Here is a 19,746-nt window from a genome sequence, read left to right as displayed (position 1 = left end):
TCTCTCAATCTTTTGGGAGATTTTTTTTGTTTAAATTTGTTTTTCAAATCCAACTATGAAAATACTTTTATTAGAAGATGATCTTATTCTGTCTGCCGAACTCAGCACGTTTTTGGAAAACAGTGGGTTCGATGTAAAAAAAGTATACGATGGTGACCTCGTCCTGCGTGAGGTGGATCAGGATATTTACGACATTTATCTGTTGGACATCAATGTTCCGAAATTGAATGGCCTCAAAGTTTGCGAAATAATAAGAGCGCACGATCAAAATGTTCCGATCATTATGATCTCGGCATACAGCGACCTTTCTAGTAAAAAAGATGCGTTCAGTTTGTTGGCAGATGATTATCTCGTTAAACCTTTTCAGTTTGAAGAACTTTTGATGAGGATCAATTCATTGATCAGAAGGAAAGACATTGATGCGAAGTTTTCTGATGAGATCATAAAGGTAGAAGATCTCACCATTAATAAAACAGAACAGAAGGTCTACCGCAATAATCAGGAGATTTCACTGACCGTAAAAGAATTACAACTTTTGGTTTTTCTGGCAGAAGCAAAAGGCAGAACGGTTTCAAAACAGCAGATCACAGAACATGTTTGGGAACATAATTTTAACACGAATACCAATACTGTTGAAGTTTATATCAATTTCCTCAGAAAAAAGATCGATAAAGATTTTGAAGTGAAGCTAATTCACACTCGTTCTGGGTTTGGTTATTATCTAAGTCCTGCATGATGATGTCTCTGAAGCGTAAAATAGCCTTAAATTTAAGTATCGCATTTTCTTTGCTGTTCGGCATCATCATGGCGATTATCTACGTTTCCTTCAACTCCTTCAGGCGAGACGAATTCCGGGAGCGTTTTGAGAAAAGACTTGAATTTAGCGTCAATTTCATTTCCCAATCCACCGACTTCAAAGAAAGTAACCCAAATGTTTTCAGCGAGACTGCAGATAACATCATGCTCAATGAGAATATTTTGATTTTCGATGGCAAAAAACATTTGCTTTACAGCACCATCAAAGACCAAAATATTACCTGGGATGATGGTTTGCTGGAGAAACTAGATGTAGAGAAAACAATATACACCGAAAATACAAAGCCGGAAATATATGCTGCTTTACGAAATATTCACGGTAAGAATTATTACATCATCACAAGTGCAATGGATACTTCGGGGCAATCTAAGTTAGATTTTTTGAAATATCTTCTTATCTTTTCCTACATCATGAGCATTATTCTCATCTGGATTTTCAGTTATTATATTATTAATAAATTTTTGAAGCCTTTAGAAAAACTGAAGAAAGAAATCTCGGAAGTGACGGCTCATAAATTAACGACTCAGATCCCGGTGAAAGCTTCCAATGATGAAATTGGAGTTCTAGCGCAGTCGTTTAATACGATGATCGTGCGATTAAACGATGTTTTTCAGTCCCAGAAAGATTTCACAGCGAGTGCTTCGCACGAAATCAGAACGCCGTTGACAAGAATGGCTTTTCAATTAGAAAATCTGACAAAATCTGAAAATCATTCGCCCAAAACTTTATCGGTTCTCTCCCAAATTTCAAAAGATATTTATCAATTGTCTGATCTTACGAATTCATTGCTGGTTTTAACAAAGTTTGATAAAGAAAATATTCAGGATATTTATGAAGAAGTGCGCATTGATGAAGTTATTTTTGATGCTTACGGAATTGTCGAAAAAAACTTTCCTAACTTAAAAATGGATTTCCAGATTTCTGAATACAGTTTAGAAAGTGGACAACTCACCGTGAAAGGTGTAAAATCTTTACTCGAAGTTGTTTTTATTAACCTTTTCAAAAATGCAGCTCTATACACCGAAAACGATATGGTGAATGTGACCATTGAAGAATCGATTGACGCTTTGACCATAAATGTCCTAAGTTTTGGAAAAATAATTTCTACGGAAGAGCAAAGCCGTTTGTTCGATGCTTTTATGCGTGGAAGCAATTCTCAGAAAATTACCGGTTCCGGTTTAGGCTTACGAATTGTGAAGCGAATTTTAGAATACCATCAAAGCACCATCTCTTACCAAAGTCGTAACGACAACGAAAATAATTTCAAAATTACCTTTCCCTTATAGCTTTTTAATCTTTTTTTAATCTAAACTTAAGTTCCTTTTAAGGTTATCTCTTCAATTTTGTCCCATTAAAAAAGGATAACTATGAACAGACTGATCTTTTTGGGTCTTTTGATTTCTTCCGGAGCTTTTGCGCAACAGAAAATTGCCATTAATGAAGCCGAAGAAGCTTTCGTTAAAAATAATTTACAGCTACTTGCGCAGCAATACAATATTTCGATCGCCGATGCCGATATCATTCAGGCCAAAATCTGGAATCTGCCCGAAGCAAGTTTTCAAGCCAATGTTTACAATCCAGAAGATAAAAAGATTTTTGATGTAGGTCCTTCCAAGAGTTTTGCCGTTCAGCAACTTTTCCTTTTGGGTGGGAAAAGAAAAAATGAAGTTGAATTTGCAAAATCGAATAAGGAATTAGCGCAACTTCAATTGAAACAGTTATTGGTTGATCTGAAAACCAAACTGCGCGAAACTTTTTATTCCATCTATTTTGATCAGAAAAAATTGGTCAACATCGATAAACAGCTCAATTTTCTAACCGATCTGGTGAAAGCTTACAAAGTTCAAACTGCCAAAGGAAACATCGCTCTTAAAGATGAGGTTCGTTTACAGGCGATTGTTCTTGATCTTAATAATGAAAAACTGCAGATCAGAAACAGTATTTCTTCTCAGCTTCAGGATCTGCATACTTTAACGGGAATCAGCGGAGAAATTGCACCGGAAGTGAATGATGATGAAGCCGACACAACCATCAGAAAACAAACGTTGAATTCTTTAGATGAAATTAAACAGAAAGCTTTAGAAAATAATGCCGATTATCTGTATGTTCAAAAAGCGGTCGAGAGCAGTAAATCCTACTATAATTGGCAGAAATCATTAAATATTCCCGATGTTACAGGTGGTTTGCAATGGAATCAGAGCAACGGAATTTTTAAGAATGAAGTTAATTTTACCGTCGGAATTCCAATTCCTTTATGGAAACAGAACGAAGGAAATGTTCAGAAAGCAAAAACCCTGATCGATCAAAGTCAGAAAAATTCCGAATTCAAAAAGCTCGAAGTTGAAAGCAATGTTACTGCGGCTTATCAAACCTGGCAAAATAATTACGATGCGTATTTCAACATTCAACAAAAAGACCTTAATAATCTGGAGGCTGTTTACAAAGGCATGCAAGATAATTTCAGAAAAGGAAATGTCACTCTGATCGACTTCACCGATTTTACCAACAGCTATAAAGAAACGGTTTTGAAAATCAACGAAATGCAAAAGCAGATCGTGATCTCTGCTGAAGAACTGAACCAACTCGTACAAACTCCTATTTTCAATTAGTTATGAAGAAGAATTTATTTATTTTATTGGCATCGATCGCTTTGATCGCCTGTAAAAAAGAAGAAGAAAAAAAAGAAGCAGCGCCTGTGAAAGGTTTTGTCATCAGTAATCTCATGATGAAATCGACAACATTGGCAACGGTTCAAAATGAATATGTAAAAGATGAAATGGCTTTTTTTGGAAAAATCGCCGCCGATAAAAATCAATACATTGATATTTTCCCGCTTGTTGGTGGGAACGTACTTTCTGTAAATGCAGAGTTGGGTGATTATGTAAAAAAAGGAAAAGTCTTGGCGACGATAAGAAGTACCGAAGTTGCGGGCTATCAAAAAGATTTAAGCAATGCCAAAACAGATCTTGTCGTTGCGCAAAACAATCTGCGTGTTGCTCAGGATTTATTTACAGGTAAACTGAATACCGAAAAAGATGTTCTGGAAGCAAGAAGTCAGGTTCAGAAAGCGCAGGACGAGATGCGAAGATCGCAATCTGTGAATCAGGTTTACAATATGCGCAACGGAAATATTTACTCCGTGGTTTCCCCAATTGACGGTTATATCGTTCAAAAAAACATCAATAAAAACATGCAGTTGAGAAATGACCGCTCCGATAATATTTTTGATGTTGCGAATACGACCAATGTTTGGGCAATCGTGAATGTGAATCAAAGCGACATCAATAAAATTTCTTTGGGAATGAAAGCTGAGGTTTCAACTTTAGCTGCACCTGATAAAGTTTTCTACGGTAAAATCGATAAAATATTTAAAATAATAGATCCCGACACGAGTTCGATGCAGGCAAGAGTTGTTTTAGATAATGCGTCTGGAGAACTGATCCCCGAAAGTAAAGCCACCATCAAAGTCTTTCAAACCGAAAACACGACCGGACTTTCAATTCCGTCAAAAGCCTTAATTTTTGATGATAACCGATATTATGTGGTGCTCTTCAAAAGTCAAAGCAATGTAAAAGTGCAGGAAGTAAAAGTGGCAAAACAAACTCCAGATATCGCCTACATTTCCGACGGTCTCAAAGAAGGTGATAAAGTAATGACGAATAATCAACTGTTGATTTATAGATCGCTCAACGAATAATTCAGTCTATTTCGTTCAAAAATACATCGACGTTTTGATTCGTCGTAAATAAAAAAATTCATGAAATCGCCAGTGCAATATTTTATATTTTAAATAAGTAAAAATTGTCGATTCCATTTGACCTAAAAAAATTCGAACTTACAAATGAATAAATTTATAAAAAATATCATCGCTTTTTCCTTGAAGAATAAAGCATTTACTTTTATCTGGGTCTCTATTTTGGCGATTGGTGGTTTTATCAGTTTCAAAAATATGCCAATTGAAGCCTTTCCAGATGTTACCAACACTCAAATTGTGATCATTACGCAGTGGAACGGTAGAAGTGCAGAAGAAGTAGAGCGTTTTGTGACGACGCCCATTGAATTGGCGATGAGTTCGGTTCAGAAAAAGACGAGTGTGCGAAGCTCGACCATGTTCGGTTTATCGATCATCAAAATTATTTTCGATGATGGTGTTGATGATGCTTTCGCGAGAAATCAGGTCAATAATCAGATCAGAACCGTAACACTTCCAGATGGAGCTGGTCCCGAAATTCAACCACCGTACGGACCAACCGGAGAAATTTACCGTTACGTTCTTCAAAGTAAGAAAAAAGATTCGCGCGAATTGTTGACACTTCAAACGTGGGTTGTCGATCGAGCCTTGCGTGGAATTCCGGGAGTTGCAGATATTAATGTTTTTGGTGGACAGGATAAAATTTATGAATTAAGTCTTGATCCAAGAAAGTTGGAGCAATATAATCTAACAACTTCTCAGGTTTATGATGCCGTAAATCAGGGAAATTTAAATGTTGGTGGAGATGTCATCGAAAAAAATGGACAATCTTACGTTGTTCGCGGAATTGGATTACTAAAATCGATCTCAGATATCGAGAATGTCACCATCCAAAATGAACATGGAAATCCGATCCTTGTAAAAAATGTGGCGACCGTTCAGGAAAGCGCGTTACCAAGAGTTGGACAAGCTGGTTACAATAATCAGAATGATGTTGTCGCAGGAACCATCGTAATGCGGAAAGGCGAAAATCCCGTGGAAGTTTTAGAACTAGTCAAAGCGAAAATCGACGAACTGAATAATAAGATTTTACCGAAAGATGTGAAATTGGTGACGTTCTACAACAGGGAAAACCTCATGGATTTCACCACGCATACCGTTCTTCACAATTTAATTGAAGGGATTATTCTGGTCACCGTCATCGTATTTATATTCATGGCCGATTGGCGCACGACTTTTATTGTTTCGATCATTATTCCGTTATCACTACTGTTCTCTTTTTTATGTTTGAAACTGGCGGGAATGAGCGCGAATCTGCTTTCCCTGGGTGCGGTAGATTTCGGGATCATCATTGATGGAGCCGTCGTCATGGTCGAAGGAGTTTTTGTGATGCTCGATCACAAGGCGAAGAAGTACGGCATGGAAAAATTCAACAAAATGGCAAAAGCCGGATGGATCAAAAACACGGGGATCGGTTTAGGGAAAGCGATTTTCTTTTCTAAATTGATTATTATCACGTCGCTTATTCCGATTTTCTCTTTCCAGAAAGTAGAAGGTAAAATGTTTGCACCATTGGCTTATACTTTAGGTTTTGCTTTGATGGGCGCGTTGTTATTTACTTTGACCCTCGTTCCGGTTTTGTCGCATATTCTTCTTAATAAAAATGTGAGAGAAAAAAATAATCCGTTCGTGAATTTTTGGGATCGGATCGTTGTGAAAGGTTTTCTCTTCACCTTTAAAAATAAAAGAATGAGTTTAATAGTCGCAGTTGGAATTTTGGGAGCGACATTATTTTCAGCTAAATTTTTGGGAACCGAATTTTTACCGCCGCTCAATGAAGGATCGCTTTGGGTCACCGCAGAAATGCCAATGAGTACTTCGCTGGATGAGTCATTAAAAACGACCGATCAATTAAAAAAAGTTATTATGTCTTTTCCAGAAGTTACAGGAGTGCTCTCGCAAACGGGGAGAAGTAACGATGGAACCGATCCGAACGGTTTTGGATTTGTGCAGTTTGCCGTCAACTTAAAACCCAAAGAAGACTGGAAACGAAAAATAACTATGGATAATCTTATTGAAGAAATGGATGGCAAGTTGAAACAATATCAGGGAATCACGTTCAACTATTCGCAGCCGATCTCTGATAATGTTGCTGAAGCAGTTGCAGGTTTTAAAGCTGAAAATGGGGTGAAAATTTATGGTGATAATCTCAATACGCTCGATCAATATGCGAAACAGGTTTATGAAATCATTAAAAAAGTTCCCGGAGTAAAAGAACCTGGTATCATTAAAAATATTGGTCAGCCGGAAGTAAGTGTAATTCTCGATCGTTATAAAATGGCACAATATGGAGTAAATCTCAAAGATGCTCAGTCAGTTTTAGAAACTGCTTTTGGTGGAAAAACCGCGTCGGAATTATTTGATGGAGAAAGAAAATTTGATATCAGGATCCGATATGAAAAGCAATACCGAAAAGATGAAAATGATATTGCACAGTTGATGGTTCCTTCTCAAGCAGGAGCTTTGATTCCCTTAAAAGAAATTTGCGAAATACATCAGGACAATGGTGCAGCCTTTATCTATCGGGACAATATCAAAAGGTTTATTGGAATTAAATTTTCCATACGCGATCGGGATTTAGGAAGTACAATTGCCGAAGCACAGGAAAAAGTAGATCAGATCAAACTTCCGGAAGGGTATAGTTTTGGCTGGACCGGTCAGTTTGAAAATCAGCAACGCGCTTCCAAAAGATTGGGACAGGTAGTGCCGATCAGTATCATCATGATTTTTTTCCTGCTCTTTATATTGTTCGGTAATATCAAGGATTCCCTTTTGGTTTTAGCCAATGTTCCTTTTGCCTTAATTGGAGGAATTATCGCTTTGCACATGACAGGAATGAATTTTGGGATTTCTGCGGGAGTAGGTTTCATCGCCTTGTTTGGGATATGTATTCAGAATGGAGTACTGCTTCTATCCGAATTCCATCAAAATATAAAGGCGGGAATGTTGGTCGTAGAAGGAATTTTGGAAGGGATAAAAGCGAGAACAAGACCAATTGTAATGACTGCATTAATGGCATCTGTTGGATTATTACCGGCGGCACTTTCTACAGGAATTGGCTCAGAGTCTCAGAAACCGTTGGCGATCGTAATTATTGGGGGATTAGTTACTGCAACTGTTTTGACTTTGCTCATATTCCCAATTATATTCTGGATATTTAATAAAACAAAAAGATCAGAGACTGTTTAAATTGATAGCGAAAGGGTCTTTAATTTTGTGAACTTTTAATGACTCGCCTGCGAACCATCAGTTATATTTATTCTTCTTTAAATTTTAAGGAAGAATGATAAAGTTGCCTTTAAAAAGAAAATGTTTTTAGAAAATCATTTATAGAGTTTTCACAAATAGATATTTTTCCTTAAATTTGCACTCCGATAAATCGGTAAAATATCAAAGGTGTAGGCAATATTTTTGGATGTTAGAAATTTTTTGTAAAAAAAAGATTTTCAATATTCAAAAAATAACTATATTTGCACACCGAAAAATTAAATAATTAATTAATAAATAATTTATATCATGGCAAAGGAAACGTTTAATCGTAACAAACCACACTTGAACATTGGTACCATCGGTCACGTAGACCATGGTAAAACAACACTTACTGCAGCAATCAGTAAAGTATTATCTGACAAAGGATTCGGAACAGCAAGAGATTTCTCTTCTATCGATTCTGCACCAGAAGAAAAAGAAAGAGGTATTACTATCAATACTTCACACATCGAATATGAAACTGCAAACAGACACTACGCCCACGTAGATTGTCCAGGTCACGCCGATTATGTAAAAAACATGGTTACAGGTGCTGCTCAAATGGACGGTGCTATCTTAGTTGTAGCTGCTACAGACGGACCAATGCCTCAAACTAGAGAGCACATCCTTTTGTGTCGTCAGGTAAATGTACCAAATGTACTTGTTTTCATGAACAAAGTAGATATGGTAGATGATCCGGAATTGTTAGAATTAGTAGAATTAGAAGTTAGAGAACTTTTATCTTCTTACGAATATGACGGTGATAACGCTCCGGTAATCCAGGGATCTGCTTTAGGTGGATTAAATGGAGATGCTAAATGGGTAGCGAAAATCGAAGAATTAATGGAAGCTGTTGATACTTGGATCGAACTTCCTACAAGAGACGTTGACAAACCATTCTTGATGCCTATCGAAGATGTATTCTCTATTACAGGTCGTGGAACTGTAGCAACAGGAAGAATCGAAGCAGGTGTTATTAACACTGGAGACGGTGTAGATATCGTAGGTATGGGTGATGAAAAATTAACATCAACTGTAACTGGAGTAGAAATGTTCCGTAAGATTCTTGATAGAGGTGAAGCTGGAGATAACGTAGGTATCTTGTTAAGAGGTATTGAAAAAACCGACATCAAAAGAGGTATGGTTATCGTAAAATCTGGTTCTGTTAAACCACACAAACACTTCAAAGCTGAGGTTTATGTTCTTTCAAAAGAAGAAGGTGGTCGTCACACTCCATTCCACAACAAATACCGCCCACAGTTTTATGTAAGAACTACAGACGTTACAGGTGAGATTTTCTTACCAGAAGGTGTAGAAATGGTAATGCCAGGAGATAACTTAACAATTACTGTAGAATTGTTGCAACCAATCGCTCTTAACGTAGGTCTTAGATTTGCGATCAGAGAAGGAGGTAGAACAGTTGGTGCAGGTCAGGTAACTGAAATCTTAGATTAATTTCTAAAATAAATATTAATGTTCCGTAGGGAAACTTACGGAACATTTTTTAATCTACGGGCATCGTCCAATGGTAGGATACCGGTCTCCAAAACCGTTGATCAGGGTTCGAGTCCTTGTGCCCGTGCAAAAAAAAGATAATGAGCTTAGTTGATTTTATAAAAGGTTCTTATACCGAATTCACGGATAAAGTTGAATGGCCTAAGTGGCCAGAATTGCAATCGTCCACAATCGTGGTTACTATTGGAACAGTCATTTTAGCGATTTTCACTTTTGGAATAGATTCACTTTTCAGTAAATCGATTGCTAATTTCCTTACACTCTTTATCAATCTTTTCAATTAAAATTATTTTCCAAAATGAGTGACACTAACTGGTATGTACTGAAATCCATCAGCGGACAAGAAAATAAGGTGAAAACCTATATCGAGAACGAGATGAAACACCATGGTTTGGAAGATTTCGTAACTCAGGTTGTGATCCCTATGGAGAAGGTAATTCAATTGAGAAACGGAAAAAAGGTACCCAAAGAAAAACCTTATTACCCAGGTTACTTGATGGTAGAAGCTAATTTAGCAGGTGAGGTTCCTCACATTATCAAAAATATTCCGGGAGTAATTTCTTTTTTAAGTTTAACCAAAGGAGGTGATCCTGTACCGATGCGTAAATCTGAAGTAAACAGAATGCTTGGTAGAATGGATGAACTTTCCGAATTTGCAGTAGAAGCAAATATCCCATTCATCGTTGGAGAAAATATCAAAGTGATCGATGGTCCTTTTAACGGATTCAATGGTACAATTGAAAAATTATTCGAAGACAAAAAGAAAATTGAAGTTTCAGTAATGATTTTCGGAAGAAAAACACCAATGGAATTAAGTTATATGCAAGTTGAAAAGGTTTAGCCTTACTTCTTAATCATTACAAAAAGAATCAAGTTACTTGGTTCTTTTTTTTGTTTTAAAATTAGAGTCTGTCCGGGCCTGTAAATAGATTTCGTTTAAATTTGCGATTAATTGATAGGAATAGGTTTATTTAGAGCAAATGGGTATCGAATTCGCAAATGTAAGTCATAGGATTGATAATTTTTCGTAATTTAGTTCACTAAAATACAACGATGAAAACTAAATTAACTTTCTTATTAGTGATGTTAAGTTTTGTGCTGTCTTTCGGACAACAACAAAATTACGATTTACTGAAACCCTATTCCGGAACCAAGATTATTTACGATCGGGTTTATCCGGTTTCAGATGCGACCCACCTTAAAACCGACCAGGTTTCTGCCAACAACTTCCTGCAGGTTTATCATGAAATTCAACGCGCCGATTATTTGCAAAGATTTCCGAAATTAGATGCGGTACAAAAATTAGCCGATGAAGGTTTTATCAATCATTATATTCCGCTTTCTTTATTGATTACAGATTTTGATAACGTAAAACCAACTGCTGTAGAAACCCAGAAAGTTTCTTTGAATTCTAAAAATCAATTTGAATTAAAGGGAAAAGCTACCGACGTTTTCGACCAGTATCAAATCAATCTTTTAGGAACTATTTTAGGTAAAACGAAGGAAAATAAAGCTACTTTCATTCTTAAAAGTGATCTCATCTTTAATACTACAAAAAGAGTAATTGCTTTTGTTGAAGTAAGAGAAAGAAATACCTGGAGAAAAATTAATATTGACGAACCTTTTACGTTAAATTTCGGTGAGAATGGTCTAAATACGGTTTCTTATAAAATTCAATTTACCGACGGGAAAATTATTTCGCAGTCATTTGTAATCGATGTTCAATATCAAAAAAGAGCAGTTGAAGGAAAAGGAAATTCAGGTTTTCAACCCAATGTCGTTACCACTATTTCTTCAACCATTCCTTATAAAGGTTATGGCGAAACAGCCGCATTTCTTGGAAAAGGAGAATACGAAGTTTTTCTTGATACGGTAGATGGTGTTTTAGACAAGCCAATTATTTTAGTAGACGGTTTTGATCCGGGTGATACTCGAAATACTGCAGCGATCTATCAGCTTCTAAATTACGGAACGAATCAAAACTTAGGCGACGTGCTTCGTGCGCAAGGTTATGATGTCATCGTTTTAAACTTTCCCACTTATACAAGAGATGCTTCTACAACAATTATTGATGGCGGTGTTGATTACATTCAACGAAATGCGCTGATCCTGGTAGAATTAATGAAAAAAATTAATGCTGAAAAAGTAGGAACAAAGAAGAATGTACTTATCGGTCCAAGTATGGGCGGATTAATTTCGAGATATGCATTAAGATATATGGAGCAAAACAGTTTAAATCCTGATACGCGACTTTATCTGTCTTTTGACGCACCACATTTGGGGGCAAATGTTCCTTTAGGATTTCAGCATTTATTCAATTATATGGGTTTTGGTCCTTTAGGAGATGTTACTTTGCAGGGAATTGTAAATGGAATGTTAAAAAGTCCGGCTGCTCGAGAAATGTTGCTCGATCATTTTGAAGGACATTTAAAAGCTGGTGATGCTGTCGAATTTGATCCCGCTAAATTACTACCTGTTGGAGCACCCAATTACAGAACGCCTTTCCAAACTGAATTGAATACCATGGGTTTCCCAACAAGCACGAGAAATGTTGCCATCAGCAACGGTGCCGGAAACGCAACCATGACAGGAACACCGGGAATGGTGGTGATGGATCATACTTTTAATACATCCAGCAGTCAACGTGCAATTATTAAAGTAAATTATACACCTCTTAAAAATCAAACTTTAGAAATAAGTAATTTTAAAGGACAACAGAAGATCTTTATTTGGATCACAGGATTTTCAAGTGCTGCGAGTGCAAAATCTACCACGACTTCTGATGGTTTAGATACTGCGCCGGGTGGAAGATTCAATTTAAGTCAATTTGCAGCTGCTGCAGGAGGAAATCCTCTTCTTACAGAATTTGTAAATAATTTGAATATCATGTATTTCAATTTTATTCCTGCGCTAAGTTCTTTAGCAATCAACAGTAACAACTATTACACGCCCATCAACTCTTCTTCAGTTACGCCCTTTGTAGCCTATTCGGTTCCGACGGTGAATGAAGATCACGTTACTTTAGATACTCAAAATGTGGCGTTTGCTTTAAATGAAATTTTGAATGATAATATATTGGCAACTGGAGAAAATGCTGCTTCACATCAAGTTTGGGTAGAAAATCCGGTGAAAAATTCTTTGAAAATTAAAAGCAATTACTTAATGAAGAATGCTCAAATTACAATTACTGATTATTCTGGCAGAAAAGTTCTTGCAGCAAAACAACAGGATATTTCGGGAATGACAGAAATACCGGTTAATTTAAGGAATGGTGTTTATATAATGACGATAACATCTGGCAAAGAAACCATCACGAAGAAAATTATTGTAAAGAATTAATAATAAGTATTTATACCGCAAAGCCACTTTTTAAAAAGAGTGGCTTTTTTTATTTGATGCAAATTCTTTCTAAATATCAAGCAATTACCTCTTGTGTAATCAAAAAATATTCTTAATTTTGCAGTCCGAAATGTAGAGTAGTTGGATGAAACAACCTTTGCAGATTTATAAATGCTTCCACATTCATAAATTATTAATTTTATTAAAAAATAAAAATGGCTAAAAAAGTCTTTAAAATGGTTAAGCTCCAAGTAAAAGGAGGAGCAGCAAACCCATCTCCACCAGTAGGTCCAGCTTTGGGTTCTGCAGGGGTGAATATTATGGAGTTTTGTAAGCAATTTAACGGAAGAACTCAAGACAAGCCGGGACAAGTTTTACCTGTAGTAATTACAGTATTCGAAGACAAATCATTTGAATTCGTTATTAAAACTCCACCAGCTGCAATCCAACTTTTAGATGCTTCTAAGCAGAAAAAAGGTTCAGGAGAGCCAAACCGAATCAAAGTAGGTTCTGTATCTTGGGATCAGGTTAAAAAAATTGCTGAAGACAAAATGGTAGATCTTAATTGTTTTACAATGGATGGCGCACTTACAATGGTGGCCGGAACTGCAAGATCTATGGGATTAAGAGTAACAGGAACTAAACCAACTAACGCTTAAAACTTATAGATATGGCAAAATTGACAAAAAAGCAAAAAGAAGCTTTAAGCAAATTAGAAAAAAATAAAGTTTACACTCTTGACGAAGCTTCGGCTTTGGTAAAAGAAGTAAATACTGCAAAATTCGACGCTTCTGTTGACTTAGCAGTGAGATTAGGAGTTGATCCTAGAAAAGCAAACCAAATGGTAAGAGGAGTAGTTTCTCTTCCACACGGTACTGGTAAAGATGTAAAAGTTTTGGCATTGGTAACTCCTGACAAAGAAGCGGAAGCTACTGCAGCAGGTGCAGATTACGTAGGTCTTGACGAATATTTACAGAAAATTAAAGACGGTTGGACTGATGTTGATGTGATCGTAACAATGCCTGCAGTAATGGGTAAGTTAGGTCCGTTGGGTAGAGTATTAGGACCAAGAGGTTTAATGCCGAATCCAAAATCAGGTACAGTAACTATGGATATCGGTAAAGCGGTAGCTGAAGTAAAAGCTGGTAAGATCGATTTTAAAGTTGACAAATATGGTATCATTCACGCTGGGATTGGTAAAGTATCTTTTGATGCTGCCAAAATCAGAGAAAATGCTGCTGAATTAATTCAGACTTTGATCAAATTGAAACCAACTGCCTCAAAAGGTATTTATGTAAAAAGCATTTATTTGTCTTCTACAATGAGCCCAGGTATTGCAATTGATACTAAATCTGTAAACTAAAATCTGAAGAACAATGACAAAAGAAGATAAAGTATTAGTAATACAAGATATAAAAGGAATGTTGCAGGACGCGAAAGTGGTCTATGTTGCAAACCTTGAAGGAATGAATGCTGCTGCGACTTCAGATTTCAGAAGACAGGCATTTAAGCAAAATATCACTTTGAAAGTGGTAAAAAACACCCTATTGCAAAAAGCAATGGAACAAATGGAAGGTGATGTAGATTACTCAGAAATGTTCCCAAGTTTCAAAGGAAACACTGCTTTGATGATCTCTGAAACAGCAAATGCTCCGGCTAAGTTGATTCAAGGTTTCAGAAAAAAAGCTGAATTTCCCGCTTTGAAATCTGCTTATTTGCAAGATACATTCTACGTAGGTGACGAAAACTTAGCTGCTTTAGTTAGCATCAAGTCTAGAGAAGAAATGATTGGTGAAATCATCACATTACTTCAATCTCCACTTAGAAATGTACTTTCTGCACTTCAAAACAAAGATGAAGCTACAGGAAATGCTGAGGAAGCTGCACCAGTTGCAGAGGAAACAGCTCCAGTTGCCGAAGCTAAAGCAGAAGAAACTCCAGCTGCAGAGGCTGCTCCAGAAGCAAGCGCTGAAGCTACAGAAGCACCAAGTGCAGAGTAATTAGACTCAAAAACAAATCAAAATAAATCGTTCAACAATTAAAACATTATTAAAATGTCAGATTTAAAAAAATTAGCGGAAACGCTTGTAAACTTAACCGTTAAAGACGTAAATGAATTAGCTACTATCCTTAAGGATGAGTACGGAATCGAACCAGCTGCTGTTGCAGTTGCTGCTGTTGCAGGAGGTGGCGAAGCTGCTGAAGAAAAAACAGAATTCGATGTAATCTTGAAAGCTGCAGGTGCTTCTAAATTAGCAGTTGTAAAATTAGTTAAAGATTTAACTGGTGCAGGTTTGAAAGAAGCTAAAGATATGGTAGATACCGCTCCTACTGCAATCAAAGAAGGAATCTCTAAAGACGAAGCTGAAGCTTTGAAAAAACAATTAGAAGATGCAGGTGCAGAAGTAGAATTGAAATAATTCTCCCACGACCTTTTATAAAGCCGGCTCCCATTGGGAGCCGGCTTTTTTGTGACTTTATTTAACATTATTGTCAACCGTTGAAATCTTAGAGAAATTTTAAAACATGTTAAAATTTAATTTAACATAAATTAACAAACTTTATAGGCATCAGTAGTTTATAAGGAAATCGCAGATAATATATCTATAGTACTATATGATTGTATTTTCTGTTGAAAGATGTGTAAGTTATTGTGATAGGGGTTGAGGTAATAGATTATCAATAAATAATACACAATCTGCTTATTTGCTTACGATTGTAATTTTAGAGATTACAAAAGGTGTTTTAACCCTATTTATTGAATTAATAACGATTTATCTTATAAGTTATTAATAATTTATTATTTTTGTAGCAGATTATTTCGTGAGAAACCATCTAAAACACACAAACACAATTTTGAAAAATTATTTATTCACTGTACCTTTTGGGGTGCAGCATCTTGGGTCGTATTCTATACGCCTTCTGGCTTTTATATTTCTTTCTGTATTTTGCAGTTTACGTGTAAGTGCTGCAGTTATCGACAGCGCAAATTCTCAACAAGATCCTCAAAACATTATCTATATTTCGGCCGGTGCCAAAGTGTACGGTATCGCGAACATGACTGTGGTGAAAGTTCAAAACGACCCACTTCCAGAAAACCAAGTCGAGGGCAAAAAGAAAAGCCTGACTCCAGTCAAACATGCTATTGTTCTAAAAGATTCTAAAAGCCTTGAACTAAAAGCACTTCAGGAGAAAATCAATAAAAAAGTGAAGCGTAGTTTTTATGCGACTTCCCACAACAGTGATTTATTAAGATCTTCGACACTAAGCCTTACTATTGCTGCTACAGTTCCAAATTTTCCCTTTAAATTTAATAAAACGTTCGTCAATAATGAATATGATTTCAATATTGTACAAATAAAAAATATTAAAAAGAAATTCTTTACCTCTTTATCCTATTCTGAATTTTTCAAACTCAGAAATTCTTTTCTCAGAGGGCCTCCTTATTACATCTAATTGTATTGAGTCCTTACCCGGATTTTTTATTGATTCATTCATCAGGATTTTATAAGAGATTCTTCACGTTTTGTTTTGTGTGAAGTGCGAATTATTATCGGGTTTACAATCGTACCAATAATCCACGTTACTACAAACTTGATTTCCTTATAAATTTAGTTGCAAGTTCAGTTTTTGTACTGTTCGATACTATGTTATATGCAATATCCTTTTGAATCAAACATTTTTTTTTAGACTTTAAATTCTTAATTATTTTAATTAAAAAACACATTATGAGAAACAAAATTTCATCTATAGCTTCATTTAAATTGCAGTTCGCTTTTGCAGTATTAATGATGCTTTTCTCTGGCAATCTGCTTACAGCACAAATTGGCCATTCACACGAAGCATGGGAGGCAGAAGCAAAGATTTCTTACCTAACACCATTTTCTTATACCATGGCGGACAATATTTCCTGGGATTTGAAAAATGGACAGAATGATATCATTCGTTCCGGAAATGGAAATTTATCCGATTATACCTTTGATGAACCTGGTAAATACACCTTGAACATCAAAAAAAATGCAAGTGTAGATAGTAATATTCCCGACAAGCTGAATATCACGGTAAGTCCGATGAAAATGGTATTTGATATGTCGTCTGTTATTATCTCACCCAGTATTATAGGTGGGCGCCCAACAAATGGAACGACCCTAACTGTAAATGTTGATTTCAAATCTTATGATGGTAGTAGTGCAGTTTACAATCAAGGATTTATTTCTTCAGGGATTGGCACTACTATTACTGGCAATCTGAAAAACAGCCCTGTTACCATAAATCAAGGTAAGACTGTGCTTGTTTTTGACTTACAAGGCCAAGCATCATCTGGCAACTATATCTCTTTTCATTTTAAAGACATTAATGATGAGATACAGTCTTACGACCTAACCTACCAAATACCATAACTATGAAAAAAAATATATATCCTTTTTTGGCAGCGCTTCTTCTATTTTTAGCGGGATCCTCCAAAGATTTAAAAGCACAATGTGTTACGGGCTGTAATACCAATACCTATGTAAACAGTGTAGATCCTAAAACCATAGAATATGATAATATGGTGGGAGTATTTCACTCTTCCATGGCGAAAGAATACGATGGAACCTTAAAAGTATGGGGACAAGGAGTTACTCAGACCAGTGGAAATGCCCTTACTCCGTTAATTGTTAACGCTGCCAATTTCGGCACTGGTGCTAACCAACTTTCCGGTACCATCTTAAAATTTGCTGGAGGCAGTAATGCGAACACCCAACAGTTCGCTGTACTTACGTCTAACGGGCTTTATATATGGGGAAATGCTGGTATTTTGGTGCCAAATATTGGTAACATAGCAACTAATCAATTCCGAAAAGTAACAGTTAACAGCAAAGCAGACGGGCTTCCTACAGGCGTTAGTCCTGGTGATGTAAAAATGATGTTCGGTACCCAAGATGCTTTAACGATTGTAACCTGTTCCGGAGCAGCTTATATGCTCTCTTCTACAGGAACCTCCTACGGAGATGGTGCTACAGATAGTGGGGCAAACGATATTCTTTGGCACCGTGTATCTACGGCTTCAAGCACACCATTAACCGGTGTAATTGCTGTAAGAGGTACATACCAAGCATTCATGGCACTTACTTACAATAGCACAACAGACTCTTATGCAGTTTATACTTGGGGTGCAAATACACGTTTAGGAAATAATACTGGAGCCTCCAGTAGATCATTTGCAACACAAATGACAATTCCTGGAGGAGCAACTCCTGTCACTCCGAAAATGATTGGGATGACTGCTTCAACAAATGGGAAAACATATTATCTGCTTTCAACAACAGGTCGTGTATTTTCTTTGGGAGAAAACGAATCAAGACAATTAGGAGATAGCAGTACTTCGGATTCTAATAACTGGCTTGAACCAACAGCAAGCACTACAATTGGCTCAACGACTTACGCCCTAAATAGTAATGTTGTATGGATCAGTCCGCAGGAACATGACGGACAGTTTTATACCGCAGCTATCAACGTAGTAACCAATAATTTTAAAATTTGGGCATGGGGAGACAGCAGCTATGGAATGTTAGGTGCAGGTGGTAGTGCAGGTTCTTTTCCTATAAATCCGACCTTTATGCCAGGAAATAGTTCTTCTGCTACCGGTCTAAACTATTCAGACAAAATACTTGCTGTAGAAACAGGAGGACACACCACAATTCTTATCAAGCAGTGTAGCAACAAATTTGGATATGTAGGACACAAAATTAATGGAAGTATGGCAGATGGAACCAATGCAACAGGGCAGGTTATTACCTATAACTTTGCCGACACCGCAGTCCTATCTGTCTGTGGAGCGGTAACTTCACCGGCTTTAACTAATGTGGGGGTATGTTTTGCAACCAGTATAGTTGATCTTACAGATTCTGAACCAGCAGTGCTACCGCCAGGTGTTACTGGTATAGACTGGTGGACTGACGTAAATTTAACGATTCCTGTTCCCGACATTCATCATGTAGGTCCAGGTACTTATTATGCGTCTTTTGCCGGACCTGTTGTACAATGCGGAGCGCCATTAACAGTATTTCTTTATACCGTTGGAAGCCCCGAATACAACGCAAACTGCCCGTGCTACAATACTCCAAATACTTCTGCATCAGGATCAGATACGAAGCATGGAATAACTTTACTGCAAAGAGCAGGAGAAACGGCGTTAAGTTGGCCAATGAATAGAAAAAGTGCGCATACTGTCTTGGAATCCAATAGCAAAGGTTTTGTGATCACCAGAATGACGAGTGATCCAGTTTTACCGATGCCAGTTAATCATATTAGCAAAATTACCAACCCACAAGAAGGAATGATGGTTTATGATGAATTTGCGAAATGCTTAAAAATTTATTCAGGTGGAACATGGAGTTGTTTTACTACTCCCGCTTGTCCATAGTTACAAATAAGTAAAAGTGAGAGCTCTTCAAAGACTTTAAGCTAACAAGCTTTCCTCTCACTTTTACCATAATCAAAATAATTTAAAATAATGAAAAATATATTCACAATTATATTATTAGCCTCGATTACATGTTTTAGTGCACAGGTGATCATTGGCGATGCAGTAGGAACTGTAGCCCCTGCAAATAAAGGTTCAGTCTTGTTGGAGTTTGCACTCGGCAATAAAGGAATTATCGTTCCTTATGTAAAAGTACTTCCAACTAGTGCACCTGTTCGGGTAGAAGGTACTATATTATTAGATGTAGTGAATCCTTCGAAAGCAAGAATGAAATTTTACAACGCTAATACTGCGCCAGGAACCAATGGCTGGTTTGATTTAAGTGGACAAGATGGAAATGCATCTGCAGCTGTATCTACCCAACCTGCGACGACCGAACCAGCAGGAGCTAAATCCATTATTGGCGCGAGAGTTTCTACCGCAGATGGTGTTTTGGTCTTAGAATCGAACACCAAGGCAATGGTTTTACCACAAGTTGACAAAGTCTCCGATATCCTAAGTCCATCACCGGGAATGATGGTTTATGTAAAAGGAATAAATCCAACTTATAACAAGCGTTTGGCGGTTTACAATGGCACTACCTGGAGTTTTTGGAAACCATAAATTTTT

General features: G+C 36.8%; 17 protein-coding genes and 1 tRNA gene. All 18 read left to right on the top strand.

Annotated elements, in window-relative coordinates; all coding sequences use genetic code 11:
- Positions 1 to 55 precede the first annotated feature (55 nt).
- The 18 genes from IV494_RS09100 to IV494_RS09015 all read left to right on the top strand — a co-directional run bounded on the left by IV494_RS09100 (position 56) and on the right by IV494_RS09015 (position 19,740).
- Entirely contained in the window at positions 56 to 736 is a 681-nt protein-coding gene (locus IV494_RS09100) for a response regulator transcription factor (protein ID WP_196079842.1), read from the top strand.
- Positions 736 to 2,103, top strand: a complete 1,368-nt coding sequence (locus IV494_RS09095) for an ATP-binding protein (RefSeq protein ID WP_230380048.1) — start codon at positions 736 to 738, stop codon at positions 2,101 to 2,103. The genes IV494_RS09100 and IV494_RS09095 overlap by 1 nt, the downstream gene beginning before the upstream one ends.
- An 81-nt stretch (positions 2,104 to 2,184) precedes the next feature.
- Positions 2,185 to 3,426 carry a TolC family protein gene (locus IV494_RS09090; protein ID WP_196079841.1) on the top strand — a complete coding sequence of 414 codons (1,242 nt, stop codon included), beginning with the start codon at positions 2,185 to 2,187 and terminating at the stop codon, positions 3,424 to 3,426.
- A gap of 2 nt (positions 3,427 to 3,428) precedes the next feature.
- Positions 3,429 to 4,514, top strand: a complete 1,086-nt coding sequence (locus IV494_RS09085) for an efflux RND transporter periplasmic adaptor subunit (RefSeq protein WP_196079840.1) — start codon at positions 3,429 to 3,431, stop codon at positions 4,512 to 4,514.
- A 144-nt stretch (positions 4,515 to 4,658) separates the two neighbouring features.
- Positions 4,659 to 7,757: an efflux RND transporter permease subunit gene (locus IV494_RS09080; RefSeq protein ID WP_196079839.1), complete on the top strand. Its 3,099-nt coding sequence runs from the start codon at positions 4,659 to 4,661 to the stop codon at positions 7,755 to 7,757.
- 327 nt (positions 7,758 to 8,084) lie between these two features.
- Positions 8,085 to 9,272 (top strand): elongation factor Tu, encoded by a 1,188-nt coding sequence (gene tuf / locus IV494_RS09075; RefSeq protein WP_196079838.1) that lies wholly within the window; start codon positions 8,085 to 8,087, stop codon positions 9,270 to 9,272.
- Between the two features lie 56 nt (positions 9,273 to 9,328).
- Positions 9,329 to 9,399, top strand: a tRNA-Trp gene (locus IV494_RS09070).
- Positions 9,400 to 9,412: 13 nt separating this feature from the next.
- On the top strand, positions 9,413 to 9,616 hold the full coding sequence (gene secE / locus IV494_RS09065; protein ID WP_196079837.1) for a preprotein translocase subunit SecE: 204 nt from the start codon (positions 9,413 to 9,415) through the stop codon (positions 9,614 to 9,616).
- A gap of 14 nt (positions 9,617 to 9,630) precedes the next feature.
- A complete protein-coding gene (gene nusG / locus IV494_RS09060; RefSeq protein ID WP_196079836.1) occupies positions 9,631 to 10,173 on the top strand; it encodes a transcription termination/antitermination protein NusG in 543 nt (180 codons plus the stop codon).
- Positions 10,174 to 10,385: 212 nt separating this feature from the next.
- Positions 10,386 to 12,671, top strand: a complete 2,286-nt coding sequence (locus tag IV494_RS09055; RefSeq protein WP_196079835.1) for a T9SS type A sorting domain-containing protein — start codon at positions 10,386 to 10,388, stop codon at positions 12,669 to 12,671.
- A 215-nt stretch (positions 12,672 to 12,886) separates the two neighbouring features.
- A complete protein-coding gene (gene rplK, locus IV494_RS09050; protein WP_039353703.1) occupies positions 12,887 to 13,330 on the top strand; it encodes a 50S ribosomal protein L11 in 444 nt (147 codons plus the stop codon).
- An 11-nt stretch (positions 13,331 to 13,341) separates the two neighbouring features.
- The gene (gene rplA / locus IV494_RS09045; RefSeq protein WP_196079834.1) at positions 13,342 to 14,034 is read left to right on the top strand and encodes a 50S ribosomal protein L1; all 693 of its coding nucleotides are present in this window, start codon (positions 13,342 to 13,344) and stop codon (positions 14,032 to 14,034) included.
- Between the two features lie 13 nt (positions 14,035 to 14,047).
- Positions 14,048 to 14,671: a 50S ribosomal protein L10 gene (gene rplJ / locus IV494_RS09040; RefSeq protein ID WP_196079833.1), complete on the top strand. Its 624-nt coding sequence runs from the start codon at positions 14,048 to 14,050 to the stop codon at positions 14,669 to 14,671.
- A 54-nt stretch (positions 14,672 to 14,725) separates the two neighbouring features.
- Positions 14,726 to 15,091, top strand: coding sequence for a 50S ribosomal protein L7/L12 (gene rplL, locus IV494_RS09035; RefSeq protein WP_196079832.1), 366 nt, complete (start codon positions 14,726 to 14,728; stop codon positions 15,089 to 15,091).
- Positions 15,092 to 15,527: 436 nt separating this feature from the next.
- Entirely contained in the window at positions 15,528 to 16,127 is a 600-nt protein-coding gene (locus tag IV494_RS09030) for a hypothetical protein (protein ID WP_196079831.1), read from the top strand.
- Between the two features lie 272 nt (positions 16,128 to 16,399).
- Positions 16,400 to 17,071 (top strand): hypothetical protein, encoded by a 672-nt coding sequence (locus tag IV494_RS09025; RefSeq protein ID WP_196079830.1) that lies wholly within the window; start codon positions 16,400 to 16,402, stop codon positions 17,069 to 17,071.
- A gap of 701 nt (positions 17,072 to 17,772) precedes the next feature.
- The gene (locus IV494_RS09020) at positions 17,773 to 19,077 is read left to right on the top strand and encodes an RCC1 domain-containing protein (RefSeq protein ID WP_196079829.1); all 1,305 of its coding nucleotides are present in this window, start codon (positions 17,773 to 17,775) and stop codon (positions 19,075 to 19,077) included.
- Positions 19,078 to 19,167: 90 nt separating this feature from the next.
- The gene (locus IV494_RS09015) at positions 19,168 to 19,740 is read left to right on the top strand and encodes a hypothetical protein (RefSeq protein ID WP_196079828.1); all 573 of its coding nucleotides are present in this window, start codon (positions 19,168 to 19,170) and stop codon (positions 19,738 to 19,740) included.
- Positions 19,741 to 19,746 lie beyond the last annotated feature (6 nt).

Origin of the sequence: Kaistella gelatinilytica (assembly GCF_015679325.1) — a bacterium.
GTDB lineage: Bacteria > Bacteroidota > Bacteroidia > Flavobacteriales > Weeksellaceae > Kaistella > Kaistella gelatinilytica.
Note: the sequence above shows the minus strand (reverse complement) of the source record. Positions and strands in the feature narration are given on the sequence as shown.